The sequence below is a fragment of the Bifidobacterium saguinibicoloris genome (assembly GCF_019331725.1).
GTDB lineage: Bacteria > Actinomycetota > Actinomycetes > Actinomycetales > Bifidobacteriaceae > Bifidobacterium > Bifidobacterium saguinibicoloris.
The window spans coordinates 1-17,931 of record NZ_JAHBBF010000001.1; the positions used below are offsets into that span (position 1 = coordinate 1).

Sequence of the window (17,931 nt, forward strand, 5' to 3'; positions counted from 1 at the left end):
TCGGCCTGTATCTGATGTGGATCTTCAGCGAGCAGGCCGTCCCGACCGAACTCCTGGAGGCCGCGCGCGTGGATGGGGCGAGCGAGTTCCGCACGTTCTGGACGATCAGCCTGCCCCTGCTCGCCCCTGGTATCGTGACGACGGCGTTGTTCACGATCGTGGCGACGTGGAACAACTACTTCCTGCCCCTGATCATGTTGAAGGACGCGGACTGGTATCCGCTGACGATCGGCCTGAACCAGTGGAAGGACCAGGCCTCGACTGCTGGTGGCCAGGCGATCCAGAACCTGGTGATCACGGGTTCGCTGATCACGATCATCCCGTTGGTCATCGCGTTCCTGTGCCTGCAGAAGTACTGGCAGTCCGGCCTCGCCGCCGGCGCCGTCAAGGAATGACTCGACAACAACGCAACCCCGTCGCCATCGCACATCCACTGGCACGGACAATACGAAAGGCAATGACATGAACCACACCCTCGACCTCACCGGATTCAAGCCGAAGGCCATCACCCCGTTCCCCATCACCCGCAACGACTGGGGCGTCTCCCCGGATGGCGCCTCCGTCGACTTCACCAACTACTACATGACCTTCGACGGCAAACCGTTCTACGGCGTGTGCGGCGAATTTCACTACTCGCGCATGGACCCCTCCCGCTGGGACGCGGAACTCGCCAAGATGGCCGCCGGCGGCGTCAACGTCATCGCCACCTACGTGTTCTGGAACCACCACGAGGAGCATGAGAACCAGTGGGACTTCACCGGACGCCGCAACCTGCGCCGGTTCGTCGAACTGTGCGCCAAGCATGGGCTCAAGGTCATCGTGCGCATGGGGCCCTTCGACCACGGCGAGGTCCGCAACGGCGGCATCCCCGACTGGATGTACGGCAAACCCTATGAGGTGCGCTCCGTCGACCCCGGGTTCCTCGACAAGGTGCGCGACCTCTACGCGCACATCGCCGCACAGCTCGACGGCCTCTACTTCAAGGACGGCGGTCCGATCGTCGCCGCCCAGCTCGACAACGAGTACATGCATTCGGCCGCCCCGTGGGAGATGACCACCGGCATCTCGGACGAATGGGTGCCCGGCGGCCACGACGGCTTCGAGTACGTGCACGCGCTGCGCCGCATCGCCGAGGAGGAAGGCATCTCGGTGCCGTTCTACACGAACACCGGTTGGGGCGGCTCCCCGGTCCCGGACGACGTGCTGCCGCTGTGGGGCGGCTACGCCTACCGCCCGTGGCTGTTCTACGCCGGCCCCGGCGACCATCCGGTCACCGACGAATACCTCTACCGCGACTTCCACTCCGACGACTGCCCGCGCAACGAGGCGTTCGACCCCACCTACGAGCCGGAAAGCAAGCCCTACGCCTGCTGCGAGATGGGCGGCGGCATGTTCAGCTCCTACAACTACCGTTTCGTGCTGCCGATGAAGTCGGTCGACGCGATGGCCAACATCAAGATGGCCTCCGGCTGCAACTTCCTCGGATACTACATGTTCCAAGGCGGCTCGAACCCGATCGGCGACGGCATCTACCTCAACGAAGGACAGTTGCCTAAGATCTCCTACGACTTCCAGGCCATGCTCGGCGAGTTCGGCCAGGCGCGCGAATCGTACCGTCGCGCCAAGGCGCTGCACTACTTCGGACTGGCGTTCGCCGACCGCCTGTGCCCGCTCGGCGTCGTCGTGCCGGACGGCCAGGACGGCATCGACCCCACCGACACGGACACGCTGCGCTGGTGCGTGCGTACCGACGGCGAGCGCGGATTCGTGTTCATCGACAACTTCCAGGACCACGCCACGATGCCGGCCAAGCACGGCGAGACCATCACGGTCACGCTCGCCGACGGTTCGACGGTCACGTTCGACGGCATCGGCCTGGCCTCCGACGAGAACTGCATGCTGCCGTTCAACATGGATCTGGACGGGGTGACGCTCGTCGCTGCCACCGCACAGCCGATCACGGCGATCCGCACGCCGGGCGCCGCGAACCGCACGTTCGTGTTCCTGCGTCCCGAAGGCATGGACGACTGCTGGTTCAGGTTCGCCGACGGCACGGTGCGTCATGTCACCGACGACCGTGAGCTGTTCGAGGTCTCCGACGGCGAGGGTCACGCCGCCACGATCCTGTGCGTGAGCCGCGCCGACGCCGATGCGATGACCGTCCTCGACGGCGAAGCGCTCGTGTTCGCCGGCGACGTGGTGTCGCAGGACGTCGCGGCCCCGTCCATCGTCAACGACGGCGCGGTCGTGTACGAGACGGACGGCAGGGTCGTCGTCGAATCGACGCGTCCCGACGTCGCCGTCGCGACGTACCCGGCCGGATACCTTGCGGACGTCCCGACGGACGGCGATGTGCGCCTCGGCGACGCCGAGACGGCCGACGCCCAGCCGAAGGTCACGCGCCTCTCCGACACCCGATACGTCATCGACCTGCCGGACGGTTGGATGGCCGGCGACGGCGTGGACGACGCGCGTCTGCGGATCCGCTACTCGGGCGACATCGGCTGGCTGTGGTGCGGCGGCGTCCTCGTCGACGACAACTTCTGCAACGGCGACGTGTGGGAGGTCGGACTCAGGGAGTACGCGCAGCTGCTGGCCGACAACCGCAACCAGCTGGTCCTCACCATCACGCCGATCCGTGAGGGCGCCAACGTGAACGTCGAGTCCACGATGGCGGCGCGCATGGAGAACGCCGAAAGCACGGTCGCCGGACTCGGCTCCGTGAGCCTGCAGCCGGTGTACTCCGCGCGTCTCGCCAGGGCGTAGCGCGCACCTCCTCCCCATCCTTCCGTCTCCCGTGTTCCGGGGCATCGAACGGCATCGCGTCCGTCCGATGCCCCTTTCCTGTTCATCCCCTCCCGACCCACATCCGACCCACACGGCAAGGAAAGGCGGCCCGTCATGAAACCGGCCGAACGCAACGTCATCAGAGAGCAGTCCGAGCACTACCAGTACCGTCTGTCCAACTCCGGCGCGCAGGTGTTCCTGTACCCCGAATGGCTCGGCGTGTACCGGTACGTCGCCGGATACACGCTGAACCGCGGACCGTTGGACAACTTCCTGCTGTTCTTCATCCGTTCCGGCAGGTTCTCGATCGATCTGCCCGACCGGGAGCGCATCGTCGCCCACGCCGGCGACTTCGTGCTCATCGACTGCTACGCGCCGCAGTCGTACCGGGCGCTGGAGCCCAGCGAAGCCCTGTGGATACACTTCAACGGCGTCTCGGCGCGCATGTACTACGACTTCATCAGCGCGCGCAGGGGCAACGTGTTCTCTGCGGTCAACTCGCAGTTCGCGGTCAACCGGCTGCAGCGCATATGCGCGGGGTTCCGCGCCGGCAAGCGCATGTCGGAGCCGGTGATGGCGCGCTATCTGACCGACATCCTCACCGAATGCGCCGGCGTCCCCGACGACGGTCCGGCGGACGAATCGGCCCACGGCTACGCGATGGAGGACGTGCAGGACTTCATCGTGGCGAACCTGTCGCGGGACCTGACGAACGACGAGCTGGCCGACATGGCCTCGATGAGCACCGGCTACTTCATCAAGGAGTTCCGGCGCGCCACCGGCACGACGCCGCACGCGTTCGTCGTCAACGCGCGCATGGACGCGGCGAAGCGGATGCTGGCCGGCTCGGACGCCTCCCTCAGACGCGCTGCGGGTTCTCGTCGCCCAGCGCGTTCTGCCTGGCGTTCAGGCGACTGGAGGGGATGACCCCGCTGGAGTACCGGCGCTCGATGCACGACGCCGCCCCGCGCGCCGGCCGCGGAGCCTGAGCATCCTTCGATAACCGCAGAGCATTTTTTATATATTTCGACCCCGGTTTCGGGCATACCGTTGATGGTGACAACGCAGTCGATGGCAATAATCCACAATCGACATTCGTCCAACGAAGGAGTCCATCATGTCCTACAATCCCGTGACCGCCGGCGTCGAGAGGATGATCATCCCGACCTACGAGCCGCCCGCCCCCGACGAGATGCCCATGTACTCGGAGTTCCGCCAGCACCAGGGCTCCACAGGCTACGCCTACCCGAACCGCGTGACGCTCGGCGTCGAGCGCGACAGGCTCACCGATCACGAATACACCGTGGTCCGCCTCGAGAACGACTACATCCGCCTGCTGATCCTGCCCGAGCTCGGCGGCCGCATCCTCGAAGGCTACGACAAGGTCAACGACTACAACTTCCTCTACCGTCACCACCGCATCAAGCCCGTCATCGTCGGCTCCTACGGCAACTGGATCTCCGGCGGCATGGAGTTCAACTTCCCGTTCCATCACCGTCCCGGCACATGGATGCCCGTCGACTACAGCATCGAGAAGCTCAACGACGGCACCGTGATCGTCTGGTGCTCCGAGGCCGCACCCTCGCCGGGCCAGTACCGTCTCAAGGGCACGTGGGGCGTCAAGCTTCGCCCGGACGTCTCCTACTACGAGACCGTGGTGAAGATCGACAACCGTACGCCCGTCAAGCATCCGTTCCTCTGGTACGAGAACGCCGGCATCCACGTCAACGCCAACTACCAGCTGTTCTTCCCGCAGGACGTCGGCTACGTGCACCACCACTACGACCGCCACCACGCCACCTTCCCGATCACCAAGGGCTGGTACGCGGTGGAGAACCACGAGGAGGAGACCGACATCAGCCTCCACAGGAACACGCTGAAAGGCAACTCCTACTTCGCCGCCCCGTCGAAGTACGACTTCTTCGGTGGCTACGACCACGACCGCGACTGCGGCACCGTGCACGTGGCCGACCATCACGTGGTGCCCGGCAAGAAGCAGTTCATGTGGGCGCTCGAGGACCTCGGCGACGCGTGGAACGCCAACCTGACCGACAACGACGGCGAGCACGCCGAGCTCATGGCCGGCGCCTACTCCGACGACCAGCCCGACTTCACGTATATCGCCCCCTACGAGGTGAAGACCTGGTCGCAGTTCTGGTATCCGATCCACGGCACCAAGGCCCCGACCTTCGCCAACATCCACGGCGTGGTCACCCTCGACAAGGCCGACGGCGAAGTGCGCATCGCCGTCACCAAGAGCGTGGCCGACGCCGTGCTCGAAGTGTCAGACGGCGAGAACACGGTGCTGCGCGAGAGCATCACGCTCGACCCCGGCAACTACCGCGAGTTCGACGTGGCGCTGCCCGCCGACGTCTACACGCTGCGCCTGACCGCCGCCGATGGCACCGTGCTCATGGACTACACCGAGGACAAGCCCGACGTGCTGCGCATCCCCGAGGACAACCCCGGCATCCCCACCCCGCACGAGCTCACCACCGCGCAGGAGATCTACGTGGCCGGCGAACACATCGACCAGTACCGCGACCCGTCGTTCAAGGGCCGCGACTACTACCTGGTGGCGCTCGAACGCGACCCCGAGCACCTGCCGTCGCTGCTCGCCATGGCCGAGGACCGCTACAACAACGCCCTGTACGACGAGGCGCTCGCATACCTGCGCCGCGCCGACAAGGTGCTCAACAGGTTCAACCACAACCCGTACGACGGCACCTATAGCTACCTCAAGGCGCTGTGCGAGTACGGCAAGGGCGAGGTCGACGCCGCCTACGAGACCTTCTTCAAGGCCGCGTGGAGCAACAACGTCATCTCCCCGGCCATGACCTTCATCGCCGGCATCGACGGCCAGCGCGGCGACTGGGCCAAGATGAGGGAGCACGCCGGGCAGGCGCTCAAAAAGGAGGCCGACCACGCCGTCTGCGGCACCTACAAGGCCATCGCGCAGATCAAGCTCGGCGACCGCGAGACCGGTCTGGCGGAGCTCGAGGACATCATCGTCCGCGACCGCCTCGACCACCTGGCCCGCTTCGCCTACCTCTACTACTCCGGCAGGGACCTCGGCGAGTTCTACTCGATCCTGCTGAGCAACCCCGCGCAGACCATCCTCGACGTCACGTTCGACCTGCTGCGCGCCGGACTGAAGGACGAGGCCGTCGCCCTGCTCGAAGGCACCACGCTCGCCGGACAGTCCACGCCGATGACCCACTACACGCTCGCCTTCGTCTACGACGCCCTCGGCAGGAGCGAGGCCGCCGCCTCCAACCGCGAGGCCGTGTCCGACAGCCCGATCGTGGACGTGTTCCCGTACCGCCTCGAGGAGCTGCCCGTGCTCAAGGCCGCCGTCGAAGCCGACCCGACCGACTACACCGCCGCCTACCTGTACGGCTGCCTGCTGTACAACAAGCTGCAGTACCAGGCCGCCGCGGACCAGTGGAGGAAAGTCACCGAAATCAGACCCGACTTCCACATCGCATGGCGCAACCTCGCCATCGCCTACTTCAGCAAGTTCGACCGCCGCGAAGAGGCGCTGGAACTCATGAAGAAGGCCGTGGCGGCCAAGCCGAAGGACGACACGCTCGTACGCGAGACCAACTACGTGGCCGCCAAGCTCGGCGTCGACGGGCGTGAACGCCTCGACTGGCTGCTCGCCAACCTGCCCGACAAGCCCTCCGACACCCTCGCCTGGGACCTGGCCGACGCCTACAGCAACGTGTTCGAATTCGACAAGGCACTCGACGTACTCAAGCACCACGAGTTCGTGGCCGCCGAATGTCAGGAGACCTACCTCACCGAGTCGTACACCTTCGCGCTGTGCTGCAAGGGCCGACTGCTCGAACGCGACGGCAAGGTCGAGGAAGCGCTCGAATGTTACCGCAACGCGCAGATCGTGCCCGCCAACTTCCGCGCCGGCTGGTGGGACACCCAGCAGCTGTACTACGCCCGCTGGTTCGAGGCCGCCGCGCTGCAGAAGCTCGGCCGCGAGGACGAGGCCCGCAAGGCCGCATCCCGCCTGCTGCCCTTCATCCACAGCAACTACAGCCCCTACATGGGACCGGAGACCGACTACTACGTGGCGCTCGCCGAACGCCTGCTCGGCGACAACATCATCTCCCGCAAGGACATGAGCGCCTCCGTGGTCAAGTGGGAGGAGGACGCGAGGAACGACCTCGACCGCAAGCCCATCGTCACCTCGCTGCACCTGTCGTTCGTGCCCGACGGCGTGACCGAGCACAAGGCCGAAACGGTCCGCGCGCTCGCCTACAGCCGCCTGTTCTTCAACGACAAGGCCGGCGCCCGTGAGCTGTTCGAGGAGAGCCTCAAGCTCAACCCCGACAACCCCAAGGCCAGGTTCGAGCTGCACCTGCTCGAGCTGGACGGCGAGTGACGCCGACGGTTCGGCACTTGCCGCGACGATGACGCCGCACGCCCCGGTCCCCGCCGGGGCGTGCGCATGTCCGGACACGAATCCGCGGCGCGTCCCCTCCGGGACGGGGGCACGCAGCCGTCCCGCCTCCCCGTTGTACACTGGAATGCGGCGCATGCGGCGGGACGACGAGGAGGCGGGCCTGTGGACATCAACGAGATCGAGTATGCGGACGCCGCCTCTCATCTGGTCTGGGGCGGCGACTACGACTACTACATCCACACGCCGAGCAAGGTCGCGCGCGACACGTTCCTCTACCCGCTGCAGACCGGTATGTTCCACTACAAGGAAGGCATGAAGGCCGAACGAACCCGATTCGACAGCTTCCTGATCATGTACCTGCGTGACGGTTCGATGCTCGTGCGCACCAAGGACGACGAGGTCACCGCGCGCGGAGGCGATTTCGTACTGCTCGACTGCTACGAATACCACCGCTACCAGGCGTTGGAGCCCACTGACGCGATCTGGCTGCACTTCGACGGCGGGTACGCCCGCGCCTACTGCGAGCTGATCCACGAGCGGCGGGGAATCGCCTTCGCGCTGCGGAACCCGGCCTACGCGCTGAACCAGCTGGCGCGCATCTACGAGACCTTCAGGAACGGCGAGCGCATCCGCGAACCCCTTCTGGGCAAATACATCGTAGACATCCTGTGCGAGATGCTCGCGGAGGACAACGGCATCGAGCCGGCCAGACGCAAGGAACAGGACGACATACGCCGGGTGATGTCCTACATCGCGCAGCATCTCGACGAACCGTTGACGGTGGGGGAGCTCGCCGCCGCGGTCTACATGGGCGAATACGCCTTCATCCGCGCGTTCAAGGCGCAGACCGGGTACACGCCCCACGCGTACGTGGCGCAGGCGCGGCTGGACGCCGCGAAGTATATGCTGGTCAACTCGCAGGCCGCCCTGAAGGAGATCTGCGAGGCATGCGGCTTCTCCACCACCTCCGTGTTCTGCGCGTCGTTCAGGAAACGCATGGGCGTCTCGCCGCTCGAATTCCGTAGACGGTCCGGGACGACGGCCGGCGCGTCCGGAACGTCATGAATATGCGGGGAGGGTGTCGCGGACGCATTGCTGATGCGCCTGCGACACCCTCCCCGGGGAATGACTGCCGATCGCCGTCGGATCGGGCTACTTGCGCGTCACCTCGTAGCGGACCACGGTGGTGACCGTCTCGCCGGGAGCGATCGTCGTCAGATGGTCGCCGGAGCGGAACGCGTTGGCGGGCGCGGTCATCGGTTCGACCGCCACGCCGTACGGATGCTCCTCGAGCGGCGCGCCGGTGGCGGTGTAGCACTGCCACGCGTTGATCGTCCCGTCGCCGATGAGCTTCACCTCGATGCCGTCGGGACGGGTGAACACGGTGGTCGTGGTGCCGTCGGCGGCGCGGTTGACGTCCAGCCAGGCGTCGTCGAAGGAGCGGCCCTCGAGGGTCGGGCCCTCGCGCAGGTCGGTGACGCCCTCCACCGGCTCGACGCCGGTGGGGATCAGGCCCGCGTCGACGACCACGTGCTCGTTAGCGTCGATCTTCAGATGGCAGGCGGCGGAGTCGGCGTCGCGCTCCGCGCTCGTCGCGCCCTGCTTGCCGTTCGCCAGCCACGGGTGCAGACCCAGCGCCCACGGGGCCGGCTCGTCGCCGCCGTTGGACGCGGAGACCGTCACGGTCATGCCCTGCTCGCCCAACTCGTAGGTCGCGGTCACGGTCACGTCGAACGGGTAGCCGTCGAGGTTAGGGAAGCGCAGCGACTGGGTGACGGCGTTCTCGGTGAGCGATTCGAGCCTCCACATGTAGTGGTAGGCATAGCCGTGGTTCGCGTTGTTGCGCGGCGCCGGATGCTGCTCGTTGACCGGCGCGCAGTAGTGACGGCCATTGAAGTCGTATTCGCCGTCCTTGATGCGGTTCGGCCACGGCGCCAGGATGTATCCGTTGCAGGTGGGGGTCAGGTCGTCCGGGCCGAACGGGCAGAAGATCTCCTTGCCCCGCCAGTCGAACCGGCGCAGCTTCGCGCCGAGCTCGCAGACGACGGCCGAATAGTCGCCGTAATGGATGGAATACTGGTTGCCGGTACGTGGCGTAGTGCTCATGGTCCGCTCCAAAGTGAGAGATGTTGTTACCGTTACCATCCTAATGCGTGGGCGGCTCCGACGCACATGCGGGACCTGCGCGGCATATCGTTTTCCTGCGGTTCCCACGCCGTTTCTTCACGTTCCCCGCGCGTCCCCGGACCAGGTGGACGCGGAACGGTTGCTAGGCTGGTGGCGGACATGTCCGGGACACCCGTCCGCCACGCCGTCCACGGGGCGGCGGACGGGGCCCGGCATATCATCGACGATCCGACATGAAGGAGACGGGACTTATGGGCAAGCGCATCGTGTTGGCCGATCCGCGCGGATTCTGCGCGGGCGTGGACCGTGCGATCCTCACCGTGCACACGATTCTCAAGGGGAGCCCGGTCTCGGTCGCGGACCCCGCCGTGCTCGCGGCGGAGGGATTGCCGCCGGTCTATGTGCGGCGTCAGATCGTACACAACAAGCACGTCGTGGAGGACCTGTCCGCGCAGGGGGCCGTGTTCGTCGAGGAGCTCTCCGAAATCCCCGAGGCTGCGGCGCGCGCCGGCGTGCCGGTCGTCTTCTCCGCGCACGGCGTCTCGCCCGCGGTCAAGGCCGAGGCGAAGGCGCGCGGGCTGAACGTCGTGGACGCCACCTGCCCGCTGGTCGGCAAGGTGCACCGCGAGGTGCTGCGGTTCGCGAAGAGCGGCTACGAAATCGTCTACATCGGCCACAAGGGCCACGACGAGGCGGTCGGCGTGGTGGGGGAGAGCCCCGAGCACGTGCACCTCATCGAGCATGAGGACGATGTGGCCGCGCTCGACTTCACGCCGGACACGAAGCTCGTGCTGCTCACGCAGACCACGTTGAGCGTCGACGAGACCGCCGGCACCATCGCCGCGCTGCAGGCCCGGTTCCCATGGATCGAGATGCCGCCCAGCTCGGACATCTGCTACGCCACGTCCAACCGTCAGGCCGCGGTGAAGGTCGTCGCCGAACGATCCGACTGCGTGGTAATCGTGGGGTCGGCCAACTCGTCGAACTCGGTGCGCCTCGTCGAGGTCGCGCAGGAGGGGCTGGGGGAGCGCGGGCGAGCCCACCGCGTCGACGACGCCGGCGACCTCGACGACGCATGGTTCGAAGGCGTGGAGGCCGTGGGCGTGTCTTCGGGCGCCTCCGTGCCGGAGGAATACGTGGACGGCGTCATCGCCGCGCTCGGATCGAAGGGCTACACGGAGATCACCTCGGTGGAGACCACCAGGGAGGACATGCATTTCGTGCTACCGGCGGAACTCCGCCGCCGGTAGCCTTCGCAGCGGAGCTGCTCACTTCGCCTACGGACAGTCCACCGGACTGTCCGTTTCACGGCTCAGCCGGCGGAACTCCGCCGCCGGTAGCCTTCGCGGTGACGTGCCGTCACCACGTGCCGATGGGCGCGGCGACGGCGTCGAGGACCTTGAGGAGGTCGTTCGGATTCACGCCGACCGAGAAGCCGCGTTTGCCGCCGGAGACGAGGATCACGTCGAACTTGAGGGCGCTGTCGTCCAGCACCGTCTTATGGTGCGTCCTCTGTCCCAACGGCGAGATGCCGCCGACCACGTAGCCGGATTCGCGCATCGCGACCTTCGGATCGGCCATCGACGCCTTCTTCGCGCCGACCGCCGCGGCCAGCGCCTTGAGGTCCATGTGACCGGACACCGGCACGACGCCGACCACGCGTTCGTCGCCCGTGTCCGCCATCAGGGTCTTGAACACCTGATGCTCGTCGAACCCGAGCTTCGTGGCGGCCTCCACGCCGTAGCCGTCGTCCATGTGGTCGTTCGAATGCTCGTACTCGTACGGGGTGAACGGCACGCCCGCACGTTCCAGTTGGACCGTCGCCGGAGTGGAGCCGGCGCCCTTCTCGTGTTTCTTCTTCTTGGCCATGGGTCCCATGATACGAAGAACCCCCGCTCGGTGGAGCGGGGGTTCCATTCACCTAGAGCCGTGGTGGCGCCGTGCGGGGTTCACCCGCGACGGTTCACTCGGAGATCTCGGCGAAGTACAGCAGGGTACGGATCATGTTGGAGGTGAAGCCGTACTCGTTGTCGTAGAAGGAGACGGTGCGGGCCAGAGTCAGGCCGTCGATGTTGTTCACATCGGTCTGGGTCGGATCGAAGACGCCACCGTGGGTGTCGCCCAGGATGTCGGAGGACACGATGCCCTCGTCGTTGTAGCCGTAGTACTCGCAGTTCTCGAAGGCGTCCTTGAACGCGGCGTTGATCTCGTCGGCGGTGGTCTCCTTGTTGAGGACCGTGGTCAGCTCGGTGACGGAGCCGTCCGGGACCTGAACGCGCTGGGCGTGGCCCTGCAGCTTGCCGTTGACGGACGGGACGACCTTGCCGATGGCCTTGGCGGCGCCGGTGGAGTGGGCGATGGTGTTGATGGCGGCGGCGCGCAGGTTGCGGCCGGTCTTGGTGCCGCGCGGGCCGTCCAGCAGCATCTGGGTGCCGGTGTAGGCGTGGATGGTGGTCATGAAGCCTGCCTTGATGCCGAACTTCTCGTCCAGCAGCTTGACCATGGCGGCCATGGAGTTGGTGGTGCAGGAACCGGCGGAGACGATCACGTCAGAGGCCTTGAGGATGTCGTGGTTCACGCCGAACACGACGGTCGGGGTGACGTCGTCCTTGGCCGGGGCGGAGATCAGGACCTTCTTGGCGCCGGCGTTGATGTGGGCCTGGGACTTCTCGGCGGAGGTGTAGAAGCCGGTGCACTCGAGCACGTACTCGACGCCGTCGTTCTTGACCCACGGGATGTTGTTGGCGTCCTTCTCGGCGTAGACCTTGTATTCCTTGCCGTCGACGACGATGGAGTCCTCGGTGGCCTTCACGTCGACCGGCGTGCCGTCGTCGTGACGGAAGGTGCCGTGGGTGGAATCGTACTTCAGCAGGTAGGCCAGGGTGGCCGGAGTGGTCAGATCGTTGATGGCGGCAACTTCGATGTCGCCGGCCTGGCCGCCGCGAGCCTGAAGCTCGAAGATGCGACGGAAGGCGAGACGCCCGATGCGACCGAAGCCGTTGATACCAATCTTAACTGTCATGTAATTCTCCCTTGGGGAAGACCCCGCATGCATGGGCGCACACGAAGCCATTGTTTACCAACGCTCCTTACTCTAATGCCCCACCTGTACTTACGGCAATGCTTTGCGGGGTGTTTCCTCGAAAAAGACGAAAAATTCCGTGAGCGTTCACAATCCAGACGGCGCATGCCTTCGACGGGCCGCGGCCGCGCCTCGGCGAGTCAGCGCACCAGCAGCGGGGAGACGTGCGTGTCCAGCTCGCCGATGCCTCCGTCGAACGCATGACGGCGCACCACCTCGGGCGTCGGGGCTTCCGCCGGGAACGTGACGACCAGCGTGCCCTCCCGCACCGACACCGCCCCGGGCACGCCGGGACGGAACTCATTGCTCACGCCCTGCACCGCGTCCGCCTCCAGCGTCCCGTCCATCAGCTCATAGCGGAGCCCAGGCTCGTCCACGCCCCGCGCCGGACCACCGTGCGGGAACACGGAGACCATGCGTCTCGGCGCCGCGTCATGCGCCGCGAACCGCAGCTCGCCGTCGCACACCGCCGTGACCGTCGTCCCGTCGCCGTGCAGGAACCCGATGCCGCCGTGGCGGGCCAGCATCGCCGTCAGCTGAATCGCGGAGAGGGTGTGGTCGATGCGTCCGCCCAAGGCGCCGTAGACATGGAACGTGCGGCATCCATGGGCCCATCCGATCTTCAACGCGCTCAGCAGGTCGGGATCGTCCTTCATCGGCGGCAGCGCCACGGTGCCGGCGCCCGGCGCCGGACGCGCCCCACGCAGCGAATCGAAATCGCCCACCACCACGTCCGGCGTGACTCCCGCCGCCCGCGCATGGTCGAGGCCGCCGTCCGCCGCCACGACGAACGCGCCGCGGGGCACGACGACGCGGTTCGCCGGATTCGACGCCGCGTCATAGTATTCGCCCGCGGCGAACACCACGCACGTTGTCCCGTCGTCCCTCGACTCCGCCGCCATCGCGTCCTCCCTTGCTTCCGGCCCGCCTGCACGCCAGCCGCAGGACGCCGTGAGGCGCCCGCTGGCATGGTTCACCAGTCTACGCGCCCCATCCACGCGTCCGCGGTGTACGTTCGCCGTAATACCGTTGGGGCCATGGCAGTGAAAACAGGGGCGAGCGAACGCCCGATCCTCAAATCCAAGACGTTCCTGTACGTCACGGAATTCTTCTCCGGCATGGCCGTCATGGCCGCCGAGCTCGGCGCGTCCCGCCTGCTCGCCCCCCTACTTCTCCAGCTCGCAGATCGTATGGACCATCATCATCGGCACCATCATGATCGCGCTCGCCCTCGGCGCCGTGTTCGGCGGCCGCTGGGCGGACCGTGATCCGGACCCCGACAAGCTCTACCTGCGCATCATGGCCGCCGCCGTATGGATCTCGCTCATCCCGCTCGTCGGCAAATACGTGGTCCTCCTGGTCTCGGGCCTCCTCATCGTGACCGTCTCGACGAACTTCCTCATCATCGCCGCGTTCGTCTCCTGCATGCTCGTCTTCGTGCCCCCGCTGTTCCTGCTCGGCACCGTCACGGCGGGACTCAACAAGTTCGCCACCGACTCGCTCGACGACAACGCCACCGTCGTCGGTCGCCTGTCCGCATGCAACACGATCGGCTCCATCCTCGGCACGTTCCTGCCGACGTTCGTCACCATCCCCGCCGCCGGCACGTTCGTCACGTTCCTGCTCTTCTCCGGCGCGCTGCTCGCGATCCCGCTCGTCTACTTCGTCTCGATGAAGGCACGCCTGATCGCATGCGCCGTCTCCGCGGCCGTGTTCGCCATATCGTCCGTCCTCTCGCCGATGACCGGGTTCGCGTTCTGGGAGAACCGGACGACCCTCGCATACGAAGGCGAATCCATCTACAACTACCTGCAGGTCAGGAACCTGTCCGACCGGACCATCCTGTCCACCAACGTGCTCTTTGGCGTCCAATCCGTCACGATGAAGGACCAGAGACTCACCGGCATGTACTACGACACCGCGCTCGCGGCCCCGGCGCTCGCCGACCATGCGCGCTCGGCGCTCATCCTCGGCATGGGCACCGGCACCTACGCCCGCCAGCTGAAGCGCTACTACCCGAAGATGAAGGTCGCCGGCGTAGAGATCGATCGGAAGATCACCGACCTCGCCGTCAGGTACTTCGACGAGCCGGACGACGTGCCCGTCTCCACCTACGACGGCCGCGCATGGCTCGCCGCCTCGCACGACACGTACGACGTGATCATGGTCGACGCGTATCAGGACATCACCATCCCGTTCCAGATGAGCTCCGACGAGTTCTTCACCATGGTGCGGAACCATCTCAACCCGGGTGGCGTGATGGTCGTCAACATGAACATGGTCTCGGACGGCGAGGGATCCATCAACGAGGCCCTTCAGGCCACCATCGCCAACGTGTTCGACGGCGCGTGCCGCATCGGCACGACCTACACCGCCGACGTGCCGGGCACCACCAACCGGGAGCTGTTCGCCAAAGCCCCCACGCGGGAGGAGCTCGCCCGCTACGGCGGGTGCAGCGACTCCCGGCGGCGCACCGGCGAGATCGCCACGGTCTCCAAGCCGATCGGCTCCTCGATGCGCGGCGACGTCAGGGCCGAGACGCTGCGTGCCGCGACGTGGGAGCGTACCTCCGACGGCGAGCTCGCCGCGTACATGAGCGAGGTCGGCGGCCGCATGACCGCCGTGCGGGACCCCTCGGACGCCGCCGGCGACAGGTCGCTGATCCTCACGGACGACCATGCGCCGGTGGAGCTGCTCGGCATGCGCGCCATAGACAGACTCATCGCCGAGCAGGCCGGACCGTACCGCGACATCCTGAGGAAGGAGGGCATCGGCGGACTGCTGCGCGCCGTGCAGTGAGCACCCCGCGACACGCCCCGGTCCCGGGGTGTGGTATAGTACCTTTTCGGCTTGAGAAATCAAGAAAGCGGGGCAACCCCACCTGGAAACCTGTCATGGTCTCGGGTTCAAGGCAGCAGCCTTCCTTTCCATGCGGACATGAGGTCCGCGGCATCCGAGCGATGCGGAAAGCGATTGATGATTATGCATCATGCCAAGGGCATGGCGGCGTCACGTCGTCACGCGCAGACATGAGGCTCTGTCGTGAAATCGAAGCGATGACGGTGCTCCCGGATGGTCCCGCGCAGGACAGTTAGAGGATTGGAGTCATCATCAGCGACGAACCACGCATTAACGACGAGATTCGCGTCTCGCAGGTGCGCCTGATCGGCCCGAACGGCGAGCAGGTGGGAGTCATCGCGACCTCGGTCGCCCTCAACCTGGCGAAGGAAGCGAACCTCGATCTCGTCGAGGTGGCGCCCAACGCGAAGCCTCCGGTCGCCAAGCTCATCGATTACGGCAAGTTCAAGTACAACGAGAAGATCAAGGCCCGCGAGGCCCGCCGCAATCAGAACACGGCCGAGATCAAGGAGATCCGTTTCCGTCTCAAGATCGACGACCACGACTTCGAGGTGAAGAAGGGCCACGTGGTCCGCTTCCTCTCCGGCGGCGACAAGGTCAAGGTCACCATCATGCTGCGTGGCCGCGAACAGTCCCGTCCGATCGGCGGAGTCGAGCTGCTGCAGCGCCTCGCCGCCGACGTGGAGGAATACGGCACCGTCGAGTCCAAGCCCAAGCAGGAGGGCCGCAACATCATCATGACGCTTGCGCCCAAGGGCAAGAAGGTGCATACGCAGTCCGAACAGCGCCGCCGCGGCGCCGAATCCCGCGCCGAGCGCCAGGCCCGCCAGGCCGCCCGCCTCGCCGCCAAACAGGAGGCCCAGGCCCAGGCCGCGGCCGAGGCCCAGCAGACGATTTCCACCGCGACTTCCAGCAAGAAGCACATCAACAAGGAGGGCAGCAATGCCGAAGATGAAAAGTAATTCCGCCGCTTCCAAGCGCGTCCGCCGCACCGGCACGGGCAAGCTCATGCACGTCGGCAGCTCCATGCGCCACAACCTCGAGCACAAGTCCGCTCGCAAGCGTCGCGCCCTGAGCCGCGACGAGGTCGTCCGCAACGGACAGGCCAACAAGATCAACCGCATGCTCGCCAAGTGAGCCACGGTTCCGCAAACAAGACTTTCAGAAAGCTGAGGAAATAGATTATGGCACGTGTCAAGCGCGCAGTGAACGCCCACAAGAAGCGTCGCGTCGTTCTCGAGAGGGCCTCCGGCTACCGCGGCCAGCGCTCCCGCCTGTACCGCAAGGCCAAGGAGCAGCTGCTCCACTCCTTCAATTACAACTTCCGCGACCGCAAGGCCCGCAAGGGTGACTTCCGCAAGCTGTGGATCCAGCGCATCAACGCCGCCGTCCGCGCCGAGGGCATCACCTACAACCGCTTCATCCAGGGCCTGCACCTCGCCGGCATCGAGCTGGACCGCCGCGCCCTCGCCGAGCTCGCCGTCTCCGATCCGGACACGTTCAAGACCATCGTGGAGGCCGCCAAGGCCGCCCTCCCGGAGGACGTGAACGCCCCCGTCGAGGCGTGACGCCGCGCCGCTCAGGCGGCGAGACGTATGAGACATCAGGGACCCGCATCGCGGGTCCCTTTTTTCGCCCGAGACGCCTACCGTAGGACACCATGACCGACACCGACGCATTCGACAGACTCACCGAACGGTTCCTCGCCCACATCGACGTGGAGCGTGGACTCGCCAAGGCCACCGTCTCCGCGTACGCCGCGGACATACGCCGGTACGTCGCATGGCTCCGCGGGCGGGGCATGACCGATCCGGCGCAGGTATCCCCGGCCGACGTCGAGGCGTACGTCGCGTGGATGGACGCCCAAGGGGAGAGCGCCCGTTCCAAGGCCCGCCGTCTCGCCGCGGTGCACGAATACCATCGTTTCGCGTTCGCGGGGCACATGGTGGCCCGGGACGCGTCCGCGCGGATCAAGGCGCCCAAGGGCGCGCAGACCCTGCCCGACGTACTCACCGTGGACGAGGTGTCCCGCCTGCTCGACGCCGCCCCCATGCCCGATCCGGACGGGGAGGGACGGTACGGGTTCGAGGATGCCGTGCTCGCACGCGACAGGGCGCTGCTCGAATTCATGTACGCCACCGGATGCCGCGTCTCCGAAGCCGTCGGCGCCGACCTCGCCGACCTCGACCTCGACGACGACCATGTGGCCAGGCTCACCGGCAAAGGCGACAAGCAGCGTCTGGTCCCCATCGGCTCGTACGCGTGCAAGGCGATGCGCATCTATCTCACGCGTGGCAGGGACGTCCTCGAGGCGAGATCAACGGCACGCACGCCGGAACGCTGGGCCGTGTTCCTCAACAGGCGCGGCCGCCGGCTGTCCCGCCAATCGGCGTGGGACATCGTGCGGAGGGCGGGGGAGCGCGCCCACCTCGGCAAACCGCTCCACCCGCACACGCTGCGGCACTCCTTCGCCACCCATCTCATCCAGGGAGGGGCGGACGTACGCACCGTGCAGGAGCTGCTCGGCCACGCCAGCGTGACCACCACGCAGATCTACACGCACGTCAGTCCGCAGACGCTCATCGAGACGTACCTCAACTCGCACCCCAGGGCGAGATGAGGGCCGCGGACGCCCACGGCCGAAGCGAAGACCGAC

General features: G+C 66.3%; 15 protein-coding genes. 11 read left to right on the plus strand and 4 right to left on the minus strand.

The window, feature by feature from the left end; genetic code table 11:
• The 5 genes from KIH78_RS00005 to KIH78_RS00025 all read left to right on the plus strand — a co-directional run.
• Positions 1–395 (plus strand): carbohydrate ABC transporter permease (locus KIH78_RS00005; RefSeq protein ID WP_219130735.1); only part of this gene is annotated, 395 nt, incomplete at its 5' end.
• A 67-nt stretch (positions 396–462) separates the two neighbouring features.
• Complete coding sequence (locus KIH78_RS00010) at positions 463–2,766, plus strand: beta-galactosidase (protein ID WP_219130736.1); 2,304 nt, start codon at positions 463–465, stop codon at positions 2,764–2,766.
• A 135-nt stretch (positions 2,767–2,901) separates the two neighbouring features.
• Entirely contained in the window at positions 2,902–3,714 is an 813-nt protein-coding gene (locus KIH78_RS00015; RefSeq protein ID WP_219130737.1) for an AraC family transcriptional regulator, read from the plus strand.
• A 190-nt stretch (positions 3,715–3,904) separates the two neighbouring features.
• A complete protein-coding gene (locus KIH78_RS00020) occupies positions 3,905–7,186 on the plus strand; it encodes a DUF5107 domain-containing protein (RefSeq protein ID WP_219130738.1) in 3,282 nt (1,093 codons plus the stop codon).
• Positions 7,187–7,369: 183 nt separating this feature from the next.
• Entirely contained in the window at positions 7,370–8,272 is a 903-nt protein-coding gene (locus KIH78_RS00025) for an AraC family transcriptional regulator (RefSeq protein ID WP_219130739.1), read from the plus strand.
• A gap of 87 nt (positions 8,273–8,359) precedes the next feature.
• On the opposite strand, the gene KIH78_RS00030 is transcribed toward KIH78_RS00025, so the two are convergent.
• Entirely contained in the window at positions 8,360–9,313 is a 954-nt protein-coding gene (locus KIH78_RS00030; RefSeq protein ID WP_214312969.1) for an aldose 1-epimerase family protein, read from the minus strand.
• 272 nt (positions 9,314–9,585) lie between these two features.
• Here KIH78_RS00030 and KIH78_RS00035 point away from each other — a divergent pair, with 272 nt between their 5' ends.
• Complete coding sequence (locus KIH78_RS00035) at positions 9,586–10,584, plus strand: 4-hydroxy-3-methylbut-2-enyl diphosphate reductase (RefSeq protein ID WP_219130740.1); 999 nt, start codon at positions 9,586–9,588, stop codon at positions 10,582–10,584.
• 109 nt (positions 10,585–10,693) lie between these two features.
• On the opposite strand, the gene ybaK is transcribed toward KIH78_RS00035, so the two are convergent.
• The 3 genes from ybaK to KIH78_RS00050 form a co-directional block, all read right to left on the minus strand.
• Positions 10,694–11,203, minus strand: coding sequence for a Cys-tRNA(Pro) deacylase (ybaK, locus tag KIH78_RS00040; RefSeq protein WP_214312973.1), 510 nt, complete (start codon positions 11,201–11,203; stop codon positions 10,694–10,696).
• A gap of 94 nt (positions 11,204–11,297) precedes the next feature.
• Positions 11,298–12,356: a type I glyceraldehyde-3-phosphate dehydrogenase gene (gene gap / locus KIH78_RS00045; RefSeq protein ID WP_214312976.1), complete on the minus strand. Its 1,059-nt coding sequence runs from the start codon at positions 12,354–12,356 to the stop codon at positions 11,298–11,300.
• A 200-nt stretch (positions 12,357–12,556) separates the two neighbouring features.
• On the minus strand, positions 12,557–13,318 hold the full coding sequence (locus KIH78_RS00050) for a thiamine diphosphokinase (protein WP_214312983.1): 762 nt from the start codon (positions 13,316–13,318) through the stop codon (positions 12,557–12,559).
• A 313-nt stretch (positions 13,319–13,631) separates the two neighbouring features.
• Here KIH78_RS00050 and KIH78_RS00055 point away from each other — a divergent pair, with 313 nt between their 5' ends.
• The 5 genes from KIH78_RS00055 (at position 13,632) to xerD (ending at position 17,895) form a co-directional block, all read left to right on the plus strand.
• Positions 13,632–15,215 carry a spermidine synthase gene (locus KIH78_RS00055; protein WP_236034301.1) on the plus strand — a complete coding sequence of 528 codons (1,584 nt, stop codon included), beginning with the start codon at positions 13,632–13,634 and terminating at the stop codon, positions 15,213–15,215.
• 299 nt (positions 15,216–15,514) lie between these two features.
• Positions 15,515–16,237, plus strand: coding sequence for a translation initiation factor IF-3 (gene infC, locus KIH78_RS00060; protein WP_214313559.1), 723 nt, complete (start codon positions 15,515–15,517; stop codon positions 16,235–16,237).
• Complete coding sequence (rpmI, locus tag KIH78_RS00065; protein WP_214312985.1) at positions 16,218–16,412, plus strand: 50S ribosomal protein L35; 195 nt, start codon at positions 16,218–16,220, stop codon at positions 16,410–16,412. Before infC ends, rpmI begins: the two co-directional genes overlap by 20 nt.
• A gap of 47 nt (positions 16,413–16,459) precedes the next feature.
• Positions 16,460–16,843 carry a 50S ribosomal protein L20 gene (gene rplT, locus KIH78_RS00070; protein ID WP_214312987.1) on the plus strand — a complete coding sequence of 128 codons (384 nt, stop codon included), beginning with the start codon at positions 16,460–16,462 and terminating at the stop codon, positions 16,841–16,843.
• A 92-nt stretch (positions 16,844–16,935) separates the two neighbouring features.
• Positions 16,936–17,895, plus strand: coding sequence for a site-specific tyrosine recombinase XerD (xerD, locus tag KIH78_RS00075; RefSeq protein ID WP_219130741.1), 960 nt, complete (start codon positions 16,936–16,938; stop codon positions 17,893–17,895).
• Positions 17,896–17,931 lie beyond the last annotated feature (36 nt).

Bases quoted from the DNA above. Each gene is read 5' to 3' on its own strand.
- KIH78_RS00010 (WP_219130736.1), top strand. From the start codon at position 463: ATGAACCACACCCTCGACCTCACCGGATTCAAGCCGAAGGCCATCACC.
- KIH78_RS00015 (WP_219130737.1), top strand. From the start codon at position 2,902: ATGAAACCGGCCGAACGCAACGTCATCAGAGAGCAGTCCGAGCACTAC.
- KIH78_RS00020 (WP_219130738.1), top strand. From the start codon at position 3,905: ATGTCCTACAATCCCGTGACCGCCGGCGTCGAGAGGATGATCATCCCG.
- KIH78_RS00030 (WP_214312969.1), bottom strand. From the start codon at position 9,313: ATGAGCACTACGCCACGTACCGGCAACCAGTATTCCATCCATTACGGC.
- KIH78_RS00035 (WP_219130740.1), top strand. From the start codon at position 9,586: ATGGGCAAGCGCATCGTGTTGGCCGATCCGCGCGGATTCTGCGCGGGC.
- ybaK (WP_214312973.1), bottom strand. From the start codon at position 11,203: ATGGCCAAGAAGAAGAAACACGAGAAGGGCGCCGGCTCCACTCCGGCG.
- gap (WP_214312976.1), bottom strand. From the start codon at position 12,356: ATGACAGTTAAGATTGGTATCAACGGCTTCGGTCGCATCGGGCGTCTC.
- KIH78_RS00050 (WP_214312983.1), bottom strand. From the start codon at position 13,318: ATGGCGGCGGAGTCGAGGGACGACGGGACAACGTGCGTGGTGTTCGCC.
- KIH78_RS00055 (WP_236034301.1), top strand. From the start codon at position 13,632: ATGATCGCGCTCGCCCTCGGCGCCGTGTTCGGCGGCCGCTGGGCGGAC.
- rpmI (WP_214312985.1), top strand. From the start codon at position 16,218: ATGCCGAAGATGAAAAGTAATTCCGCCGCTTCCAAGCGCGTCCGCCGC.
- rplT (WP_214312987.1), top strand. From the start codon at position 16,460: ATGGCACGTGTCAAGCGCGCAGTGAACGCCCACAAGAAGCGTCGCGTC.
- xerD (WP_219130741.1), top strand. From the start codon at position 16,936: ATGACCGACACCGACGCATTCGACAGACTCACCGAACGGTTCCTCGCC.